The organism is Variovorax sp. GW823-FHT04F07 (assembly GCF_058795995.1).
On the sequence record NZ_JBXAIG010000001.1, the window covers coordinates 1,461,561 to 1,477,811 of the forward strand.

General features: G+C 67.2%; 13 protein-coding genes. 2 read left to right on the plus strand and 11 right to left on the minus strand.

Annotation, left to right across the window (positions count from 1 at the left end; translation table 11 throughout):
* Window positions 1-51: 51 nt before the first annotated feature.
* Window positions 52-1,068, minus strand: coding sequence for an RluA family pseudouridine synthase (locus AC1RAA_RS06965; RefSeq protein ID WP_253252364.1), 1,017 nt, complete (start codon window positions 1,066-1,068; stop codon window positions 52-54).
* Between the two features lie 23 nt (window positions 1,069-1,091).
* Here AC1RAA_RS06965 and AC1RAA_RS06970 point away from each other — a divergent pair, with 23 nt between their 5' ends.
* A complete protein-coding gene (locus AC1RAA_RS06970) occupies window positions 1,092-1,901 on the plus strand; it encodes an outer membrane protein assembly factor BamD (protein ID WP_070061014.1) in 810 nt (269 codons plus the stop codon).
* 21 nt (window positions 1,902-1,922) lie between these two features.
* Here the strand turns inward: AC1RAA_RS06970 and yoaA are convergent, their stop codons facing one another.
* Window positions 1,923-4,004: a DNA repair helicase YoaA gene (gene yoaA / locus AC1RAA_RS06975; RefSeq protein ID WP_492727354.1), complete on the minus strand. Its 2,082-nt coding sequence runs from the start codon at window positions 4,002-4,004 to the stop codon at window positions 1,923-1,925.
* Window positions 4,001-4,207, minus strand: a complete 207-nt coding sequence (locus AC1RAA_RS06980) for an HP1242/YdcH family protein (protein WP_062481953.1) — start codon at window positions 4,205-4,207, stop codon at window positions 4,001-4,003. The genes yoaA and AC1RAA_RS06980 overlap by 4 nt, the downstream gene beginning before the upstream one ends.
* A gap of 107 nt (window positions 4,208-4,314) precedes the next feature.
* Here AC1RAA_RS06980 and AC1RAA_RS06985 point away from each other — a divergent pair, with 107 nt between their 5' ends.
* On the plus strand, window positions 4,315-5,085 hold the full coding sequence (locus AC1RAA_RS06985) for a PP2C family protein-serine/threonine phosphatase (RefSeq protein ID WP_095745659.1): 771 nt from the start codon (window positions 4,315-4,317) through the stop codon (window positions 5,083-5,085).
* Window positions 5,086-5,106: 21 nt separating this feature from the next.
* Here AC1RAA_RS06985 and AC1RAA_RS06990 read toward each other — a convergent pair whose 3' ends face one another.
* The 8 genes from AC1RAA_RS06990 to AC1RAA_RS07025 all read right to left on the minus strand — a co-directional run bounded on the left by AC1RAA_RS06990 (window position 5,107) and on the right by AC1RAA_RS07025 (window position 16,144).
* Window positions 5,107-5,766 (minus strand): hypothetical protein, encoded by a 660-nt coding sequence (locus AC1RAA_RS06990; protein ID WP_492727357.1) that lies wholly within the window; start codon window positions 5,764-5,766, stop codon window positions 5,107-5,109.
* Complete coding sequence (gene zapE, locus AC1RAA_RS06995; RefSeq protein WP_062480826.1) at window positions 5,763-6,860, minus strand: cell division protein ZapE; 1,098 nt, start codon at window positions 6,858-6,860, stop codon at window positions 5,763-5,765. Before zapE ends, AC1RAA_RS06990 begins: the two co-directional genes overlap by 4 nt.
* A gap of 82 nt (window positions 6,861-6,942) precedes the next feature.
* Complete coding sequence (lpdA, locus tag AC1RAA_RS07000; protein ID WP_070061018.1) at window positions 6,943-8,373, minus strand: dihydrolipoyl dehydrogenase; 1,431 nt, start codon at window positions 8,371-8,373, stop codon at window positions 6,943-6,945.
* Window positions 8,374-8,392: 19 nt separating this feature from the next.
* On the minus strand, window positions 8,393-9,649 hold the full coding sequence (odhB, locus tag AC1RAA_RS07005; protein ID WP_070061019.1) for a 2-oxoglutarate dehydrogenase complex dihydrolipoyllysine-residue succinyltransferase: 1,257 nt from the start codon (window positions 9,647-9,649) through the stop codon (window positions 8,393-8,395).
* 54 nt (window positions 9,650-9,703) lie between these two features.
* Window positions 9,704-12,580, minus strand: a complete 2,877-nt coding sequence (locus AC1RAA_RS07010) for a 2-oxoglutarate dehydrogenase E1 component (protein WP_062480820.1) — start codon at window positions 12,578-12,580, stop codon at window positions 9,704-9,706.
* A gap of 195 nt (window positions 12,581-12,775) precedes the next feature.
* The gene (locus tag AC1RAA_RS07015) at window positions 12,776-14,689 is read right to left on the minus strand and encodes a propionate--CoA ligase (protein WP_492727359.1); all 1,914 of its coding nucleotides are present in this window, start codon (window positions 14,687-14,689) and stop codon (window positions 12,776-12,778) included.
* A gap of 150 nt (window positions 14,690-14,839) precedes the next feature.
* On the minus strand, window positions 14,840-15,445 hold the full coding sequence (locus AC1RAA_RS07020; RefSeq protein WP_062480816.1) for an isochorismatase family protein: 606 nt from the start codon (window positions 15,443-15,445) through the stop codon (window positions 14,840-14,842).
* A 12-nt stretch (window positions 15,446-15,457) separates the two neighbouring features.
* Window positions 15,458-16,144 (minus strand): TetR/AcrR family transcriptional regulator, encoded by a 687-nt coding sequence (locus tag AC1RAA_RS07025; RefSeq protein WP_492727361.1) that lies wholly within the window; start codon window positions 16,142-16,144, stop codon window positions 15,458-15,460.
* Window positions 16,145-16,251 lie beyond the last annotated feature (107 nt).

Sequence of the window (16,251 nt, forward strand, 5' to 3'; positions counted from 1 at the left end):
GCGAGTGCAACGCAAGGCCGGCATCGGGTGGCCGGCGCGGCCCTCGGGCCGTCAGGCGCGATTGTAATCCAGCCCCCAGGTCTGCAAAGCCTGCGCCAGATCGGGCGGCGGCGGCGAACGGAACTCCATCGCCTGCTGCGTGACGGGATGCACGAACGCCAGCCGGAACGCATGCAGCGCCTGCCGCGACAGACCCGCTGCGGGCGCGCCGCCATACAGAGCGTCGCCGACCAGCGGATGGCCGATCGACGCCATGTGCACGCGGATCTGGTGGGTGCGGCCGGTTTCGAGCGTGCAGCGCACCGCGCAGCCGTCGGTGTGGCTGTCGAGCCGCTCGATCAGCGTGCGCGCGGCCTTGCCCGCGTGGCGCTCCAGGTCGACCACGGCCATGCGCAGGCGGTTGCGCGGATCGCGGCCGATCGGCGCATCCACCTGCCGCGCCGCCGCGCCCTCCCAGGCCTTGTGGCCCATCGCCAGGTACTGGCGCTTCACGTCGCGCGCGGCGATCAGCGCCACCATGGCGTCCATCGCGGCCCGCGTGCGCGCCACCACCATCAGGCCGCTGGTGTCGCGGTCGAGGCGGTGCACGATGCCCGCGCGCGGCAGCAGTACGGCCTTCGGATCGAGCGCCAGCAGCCCGTTCAGCAGCGTGCCGCTCCAGTGGCCCGGCGCCGGGTGCACCACCAGGCCGGCCGGCTTGTCGATGATCCGCAGGTGCTCGTCCTCGTGCACGGTGACCAGCTCCATCGCCTCGGGCCGGAAGGCCTGGCTCTGGGGCGTGGGCCGCAGCTCGATGCGCCCCGACTGGCCCGCGCGCACCGTGGCAGAGACCTTGGTGAGCGTGCGCCCTTGCAGCTCGACGGCGCCGGCCTCAATGAGTTGCTGAAGGTAACTGCGCGAAAACTCGGGCACCAGCGCCGCCAGGGCGCGGTCGAGCCGCTGCCCGTGCTGCGCAGCGTCGATGGCGAAGGGCCGCAGCTCGCTGGGCTCCGCGAGATCGGCGCCCTCTTCAGGTTCAGGCCCTTCCGGGGGATCGGTCAGGGGGTCGGTCGATATAATTGAGGGCAACTGTTTCACGAAAGCCGTATGTGATGTTTCGCGCCAAATTATCGGTCCCTGCCTGGATCGCGCTCAGCGCGGCGGCCCTTCTCGTCGCCGGTTGCGGTTCCACCACCAAGGAAGACAAGACCGCGAACTGGAGCCCCAACCGCATCTACTCGGAAGCCAAGGACGAAGTCGGCTCCGGCGCCTACGACAAGGCGGTGCCGCTGTACGAGAAGCTCGAAGGCCGTGCCGCCGGCACGCCGCTGGCCCAGCAGGCCCAGCTCGAAAAGGCCTACGCCCAGCACAAGGCCGGCGAAAAGGCCAACGCCATCGCCACGCTCGACCGCTTCATGAAGCTGCACCCGGCCAGCCCGGCGTTCGATTACGCGCTCTACCTGAAGGGCGTGATCAACTTCAACGACGACCTGGGCATGTTCGCGTTCCTGACGCGCCAGGACCTGTCCGAGCGCGACCAGAAGGCCGCCAAGGAATCGTTCGAATCCTTCCGTGACCTCGTGACGCGCTTCCCCGAGTCGCGCTACGCGCCCGACGCGCGCCAGCGCATGAACTACATCGTGAACTCGCTCGCGCAGTACGAAGTTCACGTGGCGCGCTATTACTACTCGCGTGGTGCCTACCTGGCGGCCATCAACCGGGCACAGATCGCGCTGTCCGACTACCGCGAAGTGCCGGCGCTCGAAGAAGCCCTGTACATCATGGTGAAGTCGTACGACGCGCTCGGCATGAAGGACCTGCGCGACGATGCACAACGCGTGCTGACCACCAACTACCCGCAGAGCACCTACCTGGCGAACGGCTTCAAGGGCAGCACCGACCCCTGGTGGAAGCTCTGGTAATCCAGCGCCTCCCGGTAGATATCAATAGGGTTTCCTGAGCGCGTCGATCGCGCTCTCGAAATCCGCTTCGGTTTCCAGCCGGCGCATCGGCGGCAACGCCGCCAGCAGCCGCCGGCCATAGCCCATCGCCACGAGGCGCGTGTCGCAGATCGCGAGTACGCCGCTGTCGGTTTCACGGCGGATGAGGCGCCCCGCCCCCTGCTTCAATGCCACGGCCGCCTCGGGCAGCGAATAGTCGCTGAACGAGCTGCGCCCCTGCGCTTCGAGCCGCTGCGAGCGGGCCTCCACCAGCGGATCGTTGGGCGGCGGGAACGGCAGCTTGTCGATCACCACGAACTGCAGCGCGTCGCCCGGCGCATCGAAGCCTTCCCAGAACGAGGCCGACGCGACCAGCACGCAGCCCGCGCGCCCGTTGCTCGCGCCTTCGCGGAAGCGGTCCATGAGCACGCGCTTGGGCAGCTCGCCCTGCACCAGCACCTCGGGCCGTGCTTCTGTCTGGAGCAGCTCGAACTGCTGGCGCATCGCATCGCCGATGGTGCGCAGCGCGCGCAGCGTGGTGGTCAGCACCAGCGTGCGCCCGCCGAGTTCGGCGGCGCCGTGCGCAGCCAGCTTGGCCACCTGCTGGCTGTGCGTGGGATCGTTGGGCTTCGGAAAGGCCCGCGGCACATAGATTGCTGCCTGCGAGGCGTAGTCGAAGGGGCTTTGCACGCGCAGCACTTCGGCGTCGCGCAGGCCGCAGGGCTCGGTGAACCAGCGCAGCGTCGGGTCGTCGCCCAGCGTGGCGGAGGTGAAAACCCAGGCGCGGCGGCTGTCTTCCTGCGGTGGCGGCGGGACGGCGCCGTGCTCGGGGTCTTCCTCGTCGTCGCCGTAGGGCAAGTCGGACTCCACGGGCTCGTCGGCCAGCTTGAGCACCCGCTTGCGCATCGCATCGGCGATGTCGAGCGGCGACTCGATCAGGCGCAGCTGCGTGCCCACGTCGACCCAGCGCACGGAGTCGAGCTCGCACAGCTGCGCGAAACGCGCCGTGCGCTTGGCGAGCTGGCGCGCGCGCTCGTGCAGGCGCACGAAGTCGGGCGAGATCTCGCTCACCGTGTCCAGCCCGTCGGCGGCCAGCACGAAGGCGTCCTGCAGGTCGTCGAGCGCGCCCTGCCAGGCTTCGGCATTCACGCCCTCGGGGGCCGGGCCGATCCAGCGCAGCTTGGCGCCCGGCCATTGCTTGCCGACCACCAGGCGCAGTTCGCGCGCCGCGCGTTCGACGCCCGCCACCAGCTGCTGCCAGTCGACCAGCCCGCGCGCATGCTGCAGGCCCGCGCCGAGCATGTCGCGCGCGAAATCGAGCGCCTGCCCGCTGCCGAGCTGTGCACCCAGGAACTGCACGCCGGTCTCGTTGAGCTGGTGCGCCTCGTCGAACACGACGACGCTCACTGTCGGCAGCAGCTCGGCCATGCCGGTCTCGCGCACCGCGAGGTCGGCGAAGAACAGGTGGTGGTTGATGACCACGATGTCGGCCGCCAGCGCCTCGCGTCGCGCCAGGTTGACGTGGCAGGCCTTGAACTGCGGGCATTGCGCGCCCAGGCAGTTCTCGCGCGTGGAAGTGATCAGCGGGATCAGCGGCGAGCGCTCGTCGAGCCCCGGCAGTTCGGCGAGGTCGCCGGTGCGCGTGGCTTTCGACCACTGCTCGATCTTCGCCAGCGTGCGCAGGCTGCCGCGCTCGGGCAGCGAGGCGTCGTGGCGCGCCATGTCGAGCCGATGCAGGCACAGGTAGCTGCCCCGCCCCTTCAGCAGCGCCGTGCGTATCGGCAGTGCGAAGGCCTCGACGAGGCGCGGCAGGTCGCGGCCGAACAGCTGGTCCTGCAGGGTCTTGGTGGCGGTCGAGAGCAGCACGCGCTCGCCGCTCAGCAGCGCTGGCACAAGGTAAGAAAAAGTCTTGCCCACGCCGGTACCGGCCTCGACCACGAGCATGCCGCCGTCGGAGATGGTGCGGGCCACGGCCATCGCCATCTCGGTCTGGCCGCCGCGTTCGCGGAACTGCTCGGCGGCCTGCGACAGCACCCCGTCCTGCGCGAACGCATCGCGCACCTGGTTTTCGAGCGGCGACGTCACGCCGGCTCTTTCGGGTCGAGCGCGTTCTCGAGCTGGGCGATCTGGTCGCGCAGGGCGAGGCGGCGCTTTTTCAGGCGGCGCATCAGCAGTTCGTCCTGCGGCGTGCCGTCTTCCGAGAGCCGGTCGATGGTGGCGTCGAGGTCGGCATGCGCGATGCGCAGCTCGATCAGCTGACGGGAAAGGGAATGAAGATTGGAGTCCAACGGTGGGGGTGCGCGTGCCGCATGGGGCCGCGCGTGTTCATTCGATAATACGTCCTGACACGAACCCCAGAGAAGACAGAAAGCGCGCCTCTGGCGCCCCAGCGCTCATGACCCAAGGCTTTCGACTCGCCGCCGCCACCGGCCTCCACAAGGGGGATCGCCCCTACCAGCAGGACCAGGTGCTGTTGATGAGCCACCCCCGCACGCCGGGCTGCGTGCTCGGCGTCATCGCCGACGGCATGGGCGGGCGCAGCGGCGGGCGCAAGGCGTCCGACCAGGTGCTCATGACCGCGCGCCAGCTTTTCACCCGCTACAGCCCCGAGCGCGACGACCCCGCCGTCGTGCTGCGCCAGCTGCTCGAAGACGCCCACACGGTGATCAAGCTCACGGCGCTGTCGAGCGAGCAGGAACCGCACAGCACGCTGGCCGCCTTCCTGATGAACCCGAAAGGCGACTGCGCCTGGATCCACGCAGGCGACTCGCGCATCTATCACTTCAACGACGGCGCGCTGGTCAAGCGCACGCGCGACCATTCGTACGTACAGGCACTGGTCGATCGCGGCCAGATCAGCGAGGCCGAGGCCAACATCCATCCGCAGGGCAACATCCTGCTGGGCTGCCTGGGCATGACGACCACGCCGCCGCCCGTCGATCCGCACCACATTGCCAAGCTGCAGCCGGGCGACCTGCTGATGGCCTGCAGCGACGGCCTGTGGCACTACTTCTCGCCCGAGGAACTGGCCAGCGTGCTGTACGCGCAGCCGCCGCGCGACGCAGTGGAAATTCTGGTGGGAGAAGCGCGGCGCCGTGCGCGCGGCACGGGCGACAACATCTCGATCGCGGTGCTCAAGCTCGACCGGCTGCCCGCGGCGGCCTGAGCGCCCGCCCTCTTTCAAGGATCAGGGCGAGGAAGCCGCCGGTGCCGGTGGCAACGGTGCGCCGCGCGGCTTGGTGCGCTCGGCGTTCTGGCGTTCGCGGTTGACGCGGTGTTCCGCCGCCCGCTTCTGCTTGTCCTCGAAGCGCGTGGTCGCGGCCGGCGCTTCGGCGCGGCGCTGGGCCGCCTTGGCCTGCTCGTCGGCATGGGCCTTCTGCTTGTTCTCGAACTGGCGCTGGCGCTCGGCGGCGTCGGCCGCGGTCGCGGCGCGGCTCGCGGCGTGGTCGGCGGCGCGCTGCTCGCGCGCCTTCTGGTCTTCCCGCGACTTCTCGCGCTGTTCGCGCGAATCCTGCGGGCGCTGGGTGGCGGCCTTCTGGTCGAGCTTCTGCAGCTCGGCCGCGCCGCTGCGCTGGCGTTGGATGTCGTTGATCGCGGTTTCCTGCCGCTTGATGTGGTCGGTTTCCTTGCGACGGCGGCTGCGGCTTTCGCGCAGGCAGTCTTCGACCGCGAACTTCTTGTAGCAGGCCGCGCGCTCCTTCGCGTAGCGCGACTCGATGACCTCGCGCTCGGCCGCCAGGCGGCTGCGTTCGGCTTCGAGGTCGGCGTTGCCCGCCGCCGCATTGGACTGGGCCCACAGCGGCAGGCTGGCCAAGGCCAGGAACAGGGCAAGAGCGGTTTTTTTCATGTGAGTCGGGTGTCGACGATGCGGCGTTCCAGGGCGAGGAATTCGCTCGACTGCATTTCGGTGAGCCGGGACACCGTGCGCGGAAACTCGTGCGCCAGCGGCCCCTCGGTGTACAACGCCTCGGGCGGAACCTCGGCCGACATGATGAGCTTGCAGCGCCGGTCGTACAAGACGTCGACCAGCCAGGTGAAACGGCGTGCTTCCGAGGCCATGCGCACCGGCATGTGCGGCACGTCGGACAGCAGCACGGTGTGGAACTGGCTCGCGATCTCGAGGTAGTCGTTCTGCGAACGCGGGCCGCCGCACAACGTCTTGAAGTCGAACCACACCACGCCGCCGGCCTTGCGCAGCGCGCGGATCTCGCGCTGCTCGATGTGCAGGATCGGGTTCTCGTCGGCCGTCTCGGCCAGCTTGTCGAAGGCGTGGCGCATTTCCTTCTCGGCCGCCGCGTCGTTCGGCGTGAGGTACATGCGCAGCTGCTCCAGCGTGCGGCGCCGGTAGTCGGTGCCGTTGTCCACGCTCAGCACTTCGAGCTTCTGGTTGAGCAGTGCAATGGCGGGCAGGATGCGGTCGCGGTGCAGGCCACCGGGGTACAGGTCGTCGGGCTTGAAGTTCGAGGTGGTAACAAAGCCCACGCCGTTGTCGAACAGCGCCACGAGCAGCCGGTGCAGGATCATCGCGTCGGTGATGTCCGCAACGTGGAACTCGTCGAAGCAGATCAGCTTGTAGCGCTTGGAGATGCGAAGTCCCAGCTCGTCGAGCGGGTTCACGGTGCCCTGCAGGTCGCGCAGCTCGCGGTGCACTTCGCGCATGAACTCGTGGAAGTGCAGGCGTGTCTTGCGTCGCAGCGGCACGGCGTTGAAGAACAGGTCCATCAGGAAGCTCTTGCCGCGCCCCACGCCGCCGTACATGTAGACGCCGCGCGGCAGCTCGGGCCGGTTGATGAGCTTCTTCAGCGCGTTGGAGCGCCGGGCCTTGTACTCGCCCCACTCGGTGGCGCAGCGGTCGAGCGCCTCGACGGCCGCGAGTTGTGCGGGGTCGCTCTTGAACCCGCGTGCCGCGAGTTCCGCTTCGTAAGCCTGTTTGACGCTCAAGGGATCGGATCGCTTCAAAAATGGAGAGCCCCGACCGCCCCGCGAGGGTCGATCGGGGCCGGGTTCGCTCAAGAACCGGAGATCAGAAGTTGAGCGTGCGCTTGTCCACGGCCAGGGCCGCTTCCTTGGTGGCTTCCGACAGCGACGGGTGCGCATGGCAGATGCGCGCGATGTCTTCGGCACTGGCCTTGAACTCCATCGCCACGACGGCTTCGGAGATCAGCTCGCTGGCCTGCGGGCCCACGATGTGCACGCCCAGGATCTCGTCGGTGGCGGCATCGGCCAGGAACTTGACCATGCCGGTCGTGTCGCCCAGCGCGCGTGCGCGGCCGTTCGCCAGGAACGGGAAGGTGCCGGCCTTGTAGGCGCGGCCCGCGGCCTTGAGCTGCTGCTCGGTCTGGCCGACCCATGCGATCTCGGGGCTGGTGTAGATCACCCACGGCACGGTGTTGAAGTTCACGTGGCCATGCTGGCCCGCGATGCGCTCCGCCACGGCCACGCCTTCTTCCTCGGCCTTGTGCGCCAGCATCGGGCCGCGCACCACGTCGCCGATGGCCCACACGTTGGGCAGGCTGGTCTTGCAGTCGTCGTCCACGGCGATGGCGCCGCGCTCGTCGAGCTTCAGGCCCACGGCTTCGGCGTTCAGGCCGATGGTGTTGGGCACGCGGCCGATCGAGACGATCAGCTTGTCGACTTCCAGCGTCTGGGCTTCGCCCTTGGCGTTGGTCCAGGCAACGCTCACGCCCTTCTTCGACGACTTGATCTCACCGACCTTCACGCCGAGTTCGATCTTGAGCTTCTGCTTGTCGAAGGCCTTCTTGGCTTCCTTGGCGATCTGCTCGTCCACAGCGCCCAGGAAGGTCGGCAGTGCTTCGAGCACCGTGACCTCGGCACCGAGGCGGCGCCACACCGAGCCCATTTCGAGGCCGATGACGCCCGAGCCGATCAGGCCCAGCTTCTTGGGCACCGCACCGATGCGCAGCGCGCCGTCGTTCGAGAGGATGTTTTCCTCGTCGAACGGCGTGCCCGGCAGCGCGCGGGCGTTGGAGCCCGTGGCGACGATGATGTGCTTGCCGCTGATCGATTCTTCAGCGGCGCCCGCCACCTTGATCTCGTAGCCGGCTTCGTCCGCCTTCACGAACGAACCGCGGCCGTGGAAGAAGCTGATCTTGTTCTTCTTGAACAGGTACAGGATGCCGTCGTTGTTCTGCTTCACGACCTGGTCCTTGCGGGCCAGCATCTTGTCGATGTCCAGGCCGAGGCCTTCGACCTTGATGCCGTGGTCCGCAAAGTGGTGGCCGGCCTGCTCGAAGTGCTCCGACGATTGCAGCAGCGCCTTCGAGGGGATGCAGCCGACGTTGGTGCAGGTGCCGCCCGGTGCGGGACCGCCCTTGCCGTTCTTCCACTCGTCGATGCAGGCCACGTTGAAGCCGAGCTGCGCAGCGCGGATCGCCGCGATGTAGCCGCCAGGACCGCCGCCGATGACGACGACGTCGAATTGCTTGTTTGCCATCTGGTTCTTGCTCCCCGGATCAGATGTCGAACAGCAGACGCGACGGATCTTCCAGCGCTTCCTTCATGGCGACCAGGCCCAGCACGGCTTCGCGGCCGTCGATGATGCGGTGGTCGTAGCTCATGGCGAGGTAGTTCATCGGGCGAACGACGATCTGGCCGTTTTCGACCACGGCGCGGTCCTTGGTGGCGTGCACGCCCAGGATGGCCGACTGGGGCGGGTTGATGATCGGGGTCGAGAGCATCGAGCCGAAGGTGCCGCCGTTGGAGATGGAGAAAGTGCCGCCGGTCATTTCTTCAATGCCCAGCTTGCCGTCCTGCGCCTTCTTGCCGTACTCGGCGATCTTCTTCTCGATGTCGGCGAAGCTCATCTGGTCGGCATTGCGCAGAATGGGCACCACCAGGCCGCGCGGCGAACCGACGGCGATGCCGATGTCGAAGTAGCCGTGGTACAGGATGTCGTTGCCGTCGACCGAGGCGTTGAGCACCGGGTACTTCTTCAGCGCATGCACTGCCGCCTTCACGAAGAAGCTCATGAAGCCGAGCTTCACGCCGTGTTCCTTGGTGAACGCGTCCTGGAACTTCTTGCGCAGGTCCATGACCGGGGCCATGTTCACTTCGTTGAAGGTGGTCAGGATGGCGTTGGTCGATTGCGACTGGATCAGGCGCTCGGCGATGCGCGCGCGCAGGCGGCTCATCGGCACGCGCTGTTCCGGACGCTCACCCAGGTCGGGTGCGGCAGGCGCTGCGACCTGTTGCAGCGCGGGCTTGGCAGCCGGTGCGGCGATGGTGGCGGCAGGCTTGGCGCCGGCAGCCACGGCGCCGAGCACGTCGCCCTTGGTCACGCGGCCGTCCTTGCCCGTACCGGCCACGTCGCTGGTCTTCAGGTTGTTGTCCGCCAGCAGCTTGGCAGCGGCGGGCATGGCCACGTCGGCCTTCGAACCACCGGTGGCGGCGGCTGCCGCTGCGGGAGCAGCAGCGGCCGGTGCGGCGGCGGGAGCTGCAGCAGCAGCGGGCGCCGCGGCGGCAGCCTTGCCGTCGGTGTCGATCTTGGCGATCAACTGCTCGGCCACCACGGTGGCGCCGTCGGGCTGAACGATCTCGACCAGCACGCCGGCCGAGGGTGCCGGCACTTCGAGCACGACCTTGTCGGTTTCGATCTCGATCAGGATTTCATCGACGGCGACGGCTTCGCCGGCTTTCTTCTTCCACGTGAGCATGGTGGCCTCGGCCACGGATTCGGAAAGCTGGGGGACTTTGACTTCTACGATAGACATTTGGAGTGAGCTCCGTTTTGTTCTTGAGGGTGTTCGTGTGAAAAGGGACGGTTCTTACTTGGTCAGCACGAAGCCCTTGAGCTTGCCAAATGCGCCATCGACCAGCGCCTTCTGCTGTTCCTGGTGCAGGTGCGAGTAGCCGACGGCCGGCGATGCCGAGGCGGCACGGCCGGAGTAGCCGAGCTTCTGGCCTTCCTGCATGTTTTCGTGGATGTAGTGCTGCACGAAGAACCAGGCGCCCTGGTTCTGCGGCTCGTCCTGGCACCACACGATGTCCACGAGGTTGGGGTACTTCTTGACCTCGGCGGCGAACGCCTTGTGCGGGAACGGGTAGAGCTGCTCGACGCGGATGATCGCCACGTCGTCGCTGCCCTGCTCTTCGCGCTTCTTGGCCAGGTCGTAGTAGACCTTGCCCGAGCAGGCGATCAGGCGCTTGACCTTCTCGGCCTTCAGGCCCTTGCTGTCGGGAATGACGGTCTGGAAGCTGCCCTTGGTGAACTCGGACAGCGGCGAGGTCGCGTCCTTGTTGCGCAGCAGCGACTTGGGCGTGAGGATGATCAGCGGCTTGCGCAGGTTGCGCACCATCTGGCGGCGCAGGATGTGGAAGATCTGGCTGGCCGTGGTCGGCTGCACCACCTGCATGTTGGTGTCGGCGCTCAGCTGCATGAAGCGCTCCAGGCGTGCCGAGCTGTGCTCAGGGCCCTGGCCTTCATAGCCGTGCGGCAGCATCATCGTGATGCCGTTGACGCGGCCCCACTTCACTTCGCCCGAGGCGATGAACTGGTCGATCACCACTTGCGCGCCGTTCACGAAGTCGCCGAACTGGGCTTCCCAGATGACGAGCGTGTTGGGGTCGTTCGAGGCGTAGCCGTATTCGAAGGCCAGCACGGCTTCTTCGGACAGGATCGAGTCGATGACGACGAACGGGGCCTGGTTCTCGGCCACGTTCTGCAGCGGCGTGTAGGTGCCGGTGTCGAACTTCTCGCGGTTCTGGTCGTGCAGCACGGCGTGGCGGTGCGTGAACGTGCCGCGGCCCGAGTCTTCACCCGACAGGCGCACCGGGTAGCCGCTGGCCACCAGCGAGGCGAAGGCCATGTGCTCGCCCATGCCCCAGTCGACGTTGACGTCGCCACGGCCCATGGCTGCGCGGTCGTCCAGCACCTTCTTCACGAGCGGGTGCACGGTGAAGTTCTCGGGTGCCTTGGTGATGCGCTCGGCCAGGCGCTTCCACTCGGCGGAGGGAATGGCGGTGTCGCCGGCGTCGGTCCACTTCTTGTTGAGGTACGGGCTCCAGTCGACGGCGTACTTGCTCTTGAAGTTGGTGAGCACGGGGTCGACGGTGTTCTTGCCTTCGTCGAAGGCGGCGCGCTGCGCCTTGACCATGTCGTCGCCCAGCGTGTCGCCCAGGCCTTGCGCGGCCAGCTTGTCGGCGTACAGCTTGCGCGTGCCGGGGTGGGCTGCGATCTTCTTGTACATCAGCGGCTGGGTGAGCGAAGGCGTGTCCTGCTCGTTGTGGCCCAGCTTGCGGAAGCAGATGATGTCGACGACCACGTCCTTCTGGAATTCCATGCGGAAATCCAGGGCGAACTGGGTGGCGAGCACCACGGCTTCGGGGTCGTCGCCGTTCACGTGCAGCACCGGCGCTTCGATCATCTTGACGATGTCCGAGCAGTACAGCGTCGAGCGGCTGTCGCGCGGGTCGCTGGTGGTGAAGCCGATCTGGTTGTTGATGACGATGTGCACCGTGCCGCCGGTGGAATAACCACGGGTTTCGGCCAGTGCCAGCGTTTCCATCACGACGCCCTGGCCTGCGAAGGCGGCGTCGCCGTGCACGATCACGGGCAGCACCTGCTTGCCCAGCGGGTCGCCGCGGCGGTCCATGCGGGCGCGCACCGAGCCTTCGACCACGGGGTTCACGATTTCCAGGTGCGAGGGGTTGAACGCCAGGCTCAGGTGGACCGGGCCGCCGGGGGTGGTCACGTCCGAGCTGAAGCCCTGGTGGTACTTGACGTCGCCGGAGGGCAGGTCTTCGGGGGCGGTGTGGTCGAACTCGGCGAACAGGTCGGCGGGCATCTTGCCCAGCGAGTTCACCAGCACGTTCAGGCGGCCGCGGTGGGCCATGCCGATCACGATTTCCTGCACGCCCTTGACGCCGGCCTGGTTGATCAGCTCGTCCATCGCGACGATGAAGCTTTCGCCGCCTTCGAGCGAGAAGCGCTTCTGGCCGACGTACTTGGTGTGCAGGAAACGCTCGAGGCCTTCGGCGGCCGTCAGGCGGTTGAGCACATGCTTCTTCTGCTCGGCGCTGAGCTTGGGATTGGTACGGGCGCTTTCGAGCTTCTGCTGCCACCAGCGCTTGTGGTTCTGGTCGGTGGTGTACATGTACTCGGCACCCATCGTGCCGCAGTACGTTTCACGCAGGGCATTGAGCAGGTCGCGCAGCGACATGGTCTCTTTGCCGAAGAAGGTGTTGCTGGTGTTGAACACCGTCTCGAGGTCGGCGTCGGCAAAACCGTAGAACGAGGGCTCGAGTTCCGGAATGGCGGGACGCTCGGCGCGCTTGAGCGGGTCGAGGTCGGCCCAGCGGGCGCCGACGTTGCGGTAGGCGGCAATCAGCTGCTGGACTGCCGTGCGCTTGCGGCCAAGTTCGGAGTCGGCGCCGCTGGCCTGCACGACACGGGTCGTGCCCTGCTTGGCCAGTTCGGCAAAGGCATTGATGACCGGCAGGTGGGGGACGTCGCGGGCGCTGGTGCCGTCGGCGGCGGGAACGTTCTGCAGGGCGTCGAAGTACGTGCGCCAGTTGTCGGGAACGCTGCCGGGGTTGGCGAGGTAGTTTTCGTACATCTCCTCGACATAGGGCGCATTGCCGCCGAAGAGGTAGGTGTTGCCTTGATAGGCGGTGTACGCCGTGGGCGTAGAGGAATCGCTCATGATCCGCTGACCTTCGCTTCCCTGGAGGAAGCACGAGTTGGTTAAGAAACCTTCCGCGACACGGCTGGACCGATTGGCGGATGCGACTGTGGCTGGGGAAGGGCCTGAGTACCTTGGCATTGTGCCACGTCAACCATATGACGACAGAACGCGGCTGCGCAAGGCCCGCAACCCTACCCCGATTCGCGCCCGCGGTCAGGTGGCGGACAGTAACTGTTTGATCTGTTGCAGCGTGGCCGGATCGTCGATGGTGGTCAGGTCGCCCGGGTCGCGCTGCTCGCAGACGGCCTGGATGGCCCGGCGCAGCAGCTTGCCGCTGCGGGTCTTGGGCAGGCCGCTCACGAAGCGCACGCGCGCGGGCCGCGCCAGGGCGCCAAGCTGGTCGGCCACGACCTTCATGATCTCGCCCTCGAGTTTGAGGGCCGCGTCGGCATCGGTCACGGCCAGGCCGTCTTTCGGCACGACGAAGGCCATCGCCACCTGCCCCTTGAGCGTGTCGGCCACGCCGACCACGGCCACCTCGGCCACGTTGGCGTGGCCCGAGATGCTCTCCTCGATCTCGCGCGTGCCCAGCCGGTGGCCGGCCACGTTGATCACGTCGTCGGTGCGGCCCAGGATGTAGAAATACCCGTCGGCGTCGCGGATGCCCCAGTCGAAGGTCGAATAGACCATCTTGCCCGGCACGCTCTTCCAGTAGGTGTTGACGAAGCGGGCGTCGTCCTTCCACACGGTCTGCATGAAGCCGGGCGGCGTCGGCCCCTCGACCACGACCACGCCCTTCTCGTTCGCGCCGGTGAGTTCCTCGCCGGTCGACTCGTGCAGGATCTTGATGCGGTAGCCGTACATCGGCACGCCCGGGCTGCCGAACTTGCTGGGCTTGGCTTCCACGCCGTTGGCGATGGTGATCATCGGCCAGCCCGACTCGGTCTGCCAGTAGTTGTCGATGATCGGCACGCCCAGGCCGTCGCTGATCCAGCGCGCGGTCGGTTCGTCCAGCGGCTCGCCGGCCAGGAACAGCGCGCGCAGGGTCGACAGGTCGTACTTCTTGAGAAGCGCCGGGTCTTGTTTCTTGAGCACGCGCACGGCGGTGGGCGCGCTGAACATCACCGTCACCTTGTACTTCTCGACCAGGCGCCACCAGATGCCACCGTCAGGCTGCTGGTCGAGGCCCTGCGTGGGCAGGCCCTCGTACATGATGGTGGCCATGCCCGCGATCAGCGGGCCGTAGACGATGTAGCTGTGGCCCACGACCCAGCCGATGTCGCTGGTCGAGAAGTAGGTTTCGCCGGGCCGGCCGTCGAAGATGTGCTTCATGCTCGCGGCCAGCGCCACGGCATAGCCGCCCACGTCGCGCTGCACGCCCTTGGGCTTGCCGGTGGTGCCGCTCGTGTAGATGGTGTAGCTGATGTCGGTCGAGGCCAGCCAGGTGCAGGGCACCTGCGCATCCATGTGCTTGTGCCTCAGCTCGCCAGCCAGGTGGTCGCGGCCGGCCACCAGCGTCATCGGCGCCAGGCCGCGGTCGGTCAGCAGCACGGCCTCGGGCTTGTGCTTCGACAGGCGGATGGCTTCGTCGAGCAGCGGCTTGTACGCGATGACCTTGCCGCCGCGCGAACCCGCGTCGGCGCTCACGACCACCTTGGGTTCGGCGTCCTCGATGCGCGTGGCCAGCGAGCCGCTGGCGAAACCGCCGAACACCACGCAATGGATGGCGCCGATGCGCGCGCAGGCCAGCATCGCGAAGGCCGCCTCGGGAATCATCGGCATGTAGATGAGCACGCGATCGCCCTTGCACACGCCCAGTTCGACGAGGCTGGCGGCGGTGCGCTGCACCTCGGCATGCAACTCAGCGAAGCTGTAGCTTTTTTCGACGCCGGTTTCGGTCGACACGAAGATCAGCGCCGGCTGGTCGCCCCGATCGGCCAGGTGCCGGTCGACGGCGTTGTGGCACAGGTTGGTGGTGCCGCCGACGAACCAGCGCGCGAACGGCGGCTGGCTGGCGTCGAGGATCTGCTGCGCGGGCGTGTGCCAGTCGATCAGTTTGGCCTGCTCGGCCCAGAAGGCCTCGGGCGCATCGACGGACTGGCGGTAGAACTCTTCATAGCGGCTCATCGGGATCTGTCTCCTGTTTTATGGATGCCGTTCCGGACTCGCGCCGAAACTGAATTCATAATTATGGGAGTCGATCTTGCGGGAAGCTGACAGCCGCGGCAATCCGGGCGACCCCCTTGCCGGGCCGCCCTTCGACAGCAGTTCAGTGAATCAGCGGATCAGCGCCTGCAGGTCGCGGAACGCCGGGTGCTCAGCGGTGCGCAGCCACTCGAAGCCGACCATCTCGGTGGTCACGAGTTCGGCGCCGGCACCGGCCAGGCGGTCGAAGGCCGCGTCGCGGTTGCGCTCGGTGCGCGAGCTGCAGGCGTCGGTGACGACCCACACGTCGAACTCGTCCTCGAGCAGGTCGAGCGCGGTCTGCAGCAGGCAGACATGGGCTTCGCAGCCGGCGATGACGATGGTGTTGCGCTCCTCGGCCGCGGCCGGGGGCTTCTGCAGGTGCTTGGGCAGGCTGCGGGCGTTGCCCTGCGGCGCGGCCTTGGCGGGCGGACGCAGCCATTCGCCGAGCCCCTCTTCCACGCCGCTGAAATGCATCTTGGCCAGCGTCTTGCGGCAGAAGGCGCGGATCTCGGGCAGGTTCTCGCCCAGCTTGGACGGGTTCTGCTCGGTGCCCCAGACCGGCACGTCGACCCATTGCGCCATCTGGCCCAGGCGCGCCGCGTTGCGCGCTGCCGCCTCGCCTTCGAAGATCGCCGGCATCAGCCGCGCCTGGTAATCGACCAGGACGAGTTGGGATTGCGTGGCGTCGAGCAGCATGGACTTCTTCTTTCAGGTATCGGTTGAACTGGGCTGAACCGTACCACCGAAAAGCGCGGGTTTCGCGGGATCGTCTGCCGTTGCCACAGGGGAAGATCGCTGCACCAGCTGCGCGAGGTAGGTCTTGAACAGTGCATCGGCCGACTGCCTGAACATGCGGATGCGCCCCGTGTGCTGCATCAGCAGCAGCCCGACGCCGTGCGCGAACAGCGCCGTGTTCTCCTGCTGCGCGAGGTCGGCATCGAGACCCAGGGCAAGCAGCGCCTCCTCGCAGGGGCGCAGGGCGTCATAGAGGCGGTCGTTCAGTTCGTGGTCGAGCGCGTGCGTGAGCCCTCGAGGCCGCATGCCGTGCACCAGGTAGAAGCCGAGGTCGAGGTCGCGCGGGTTCGCCGCGTAGAAGTCGAACCAGGCTTGAGCCTTGGCGGCCAGGGTCTGGTCGGGCCGGCGCTCGGACACCGCCACCTCGGCCACCGCAGCCTGCAGGCGCAGCAGCGACTCGTCGAGCAAGGCCGCGTAGATCGCCTCCTTGCTCTCAAAGTACGAATAGATGGCGCCCGGCGTGTAGCCGGCTTTCTTCGCGATTTCACGGATGCTCGCGCCCTCGATGCCCGCCTCGGCGAACACCGCTCGGGCGGCGTCGAGCACCAGGGCGCGGCGGGCGTCGGTGAGGGTCTGGCGGCGTTGGAGCTTGGCGTGCATGGGCGGGACTATAGCCCTCGACCTGGTCGTCGATCATTTTTTCGAACGTTGATCTAAAAATTGAACAGTGTTTAAATTTTTGCGCCGACGGTCCAAAAATCCCCACG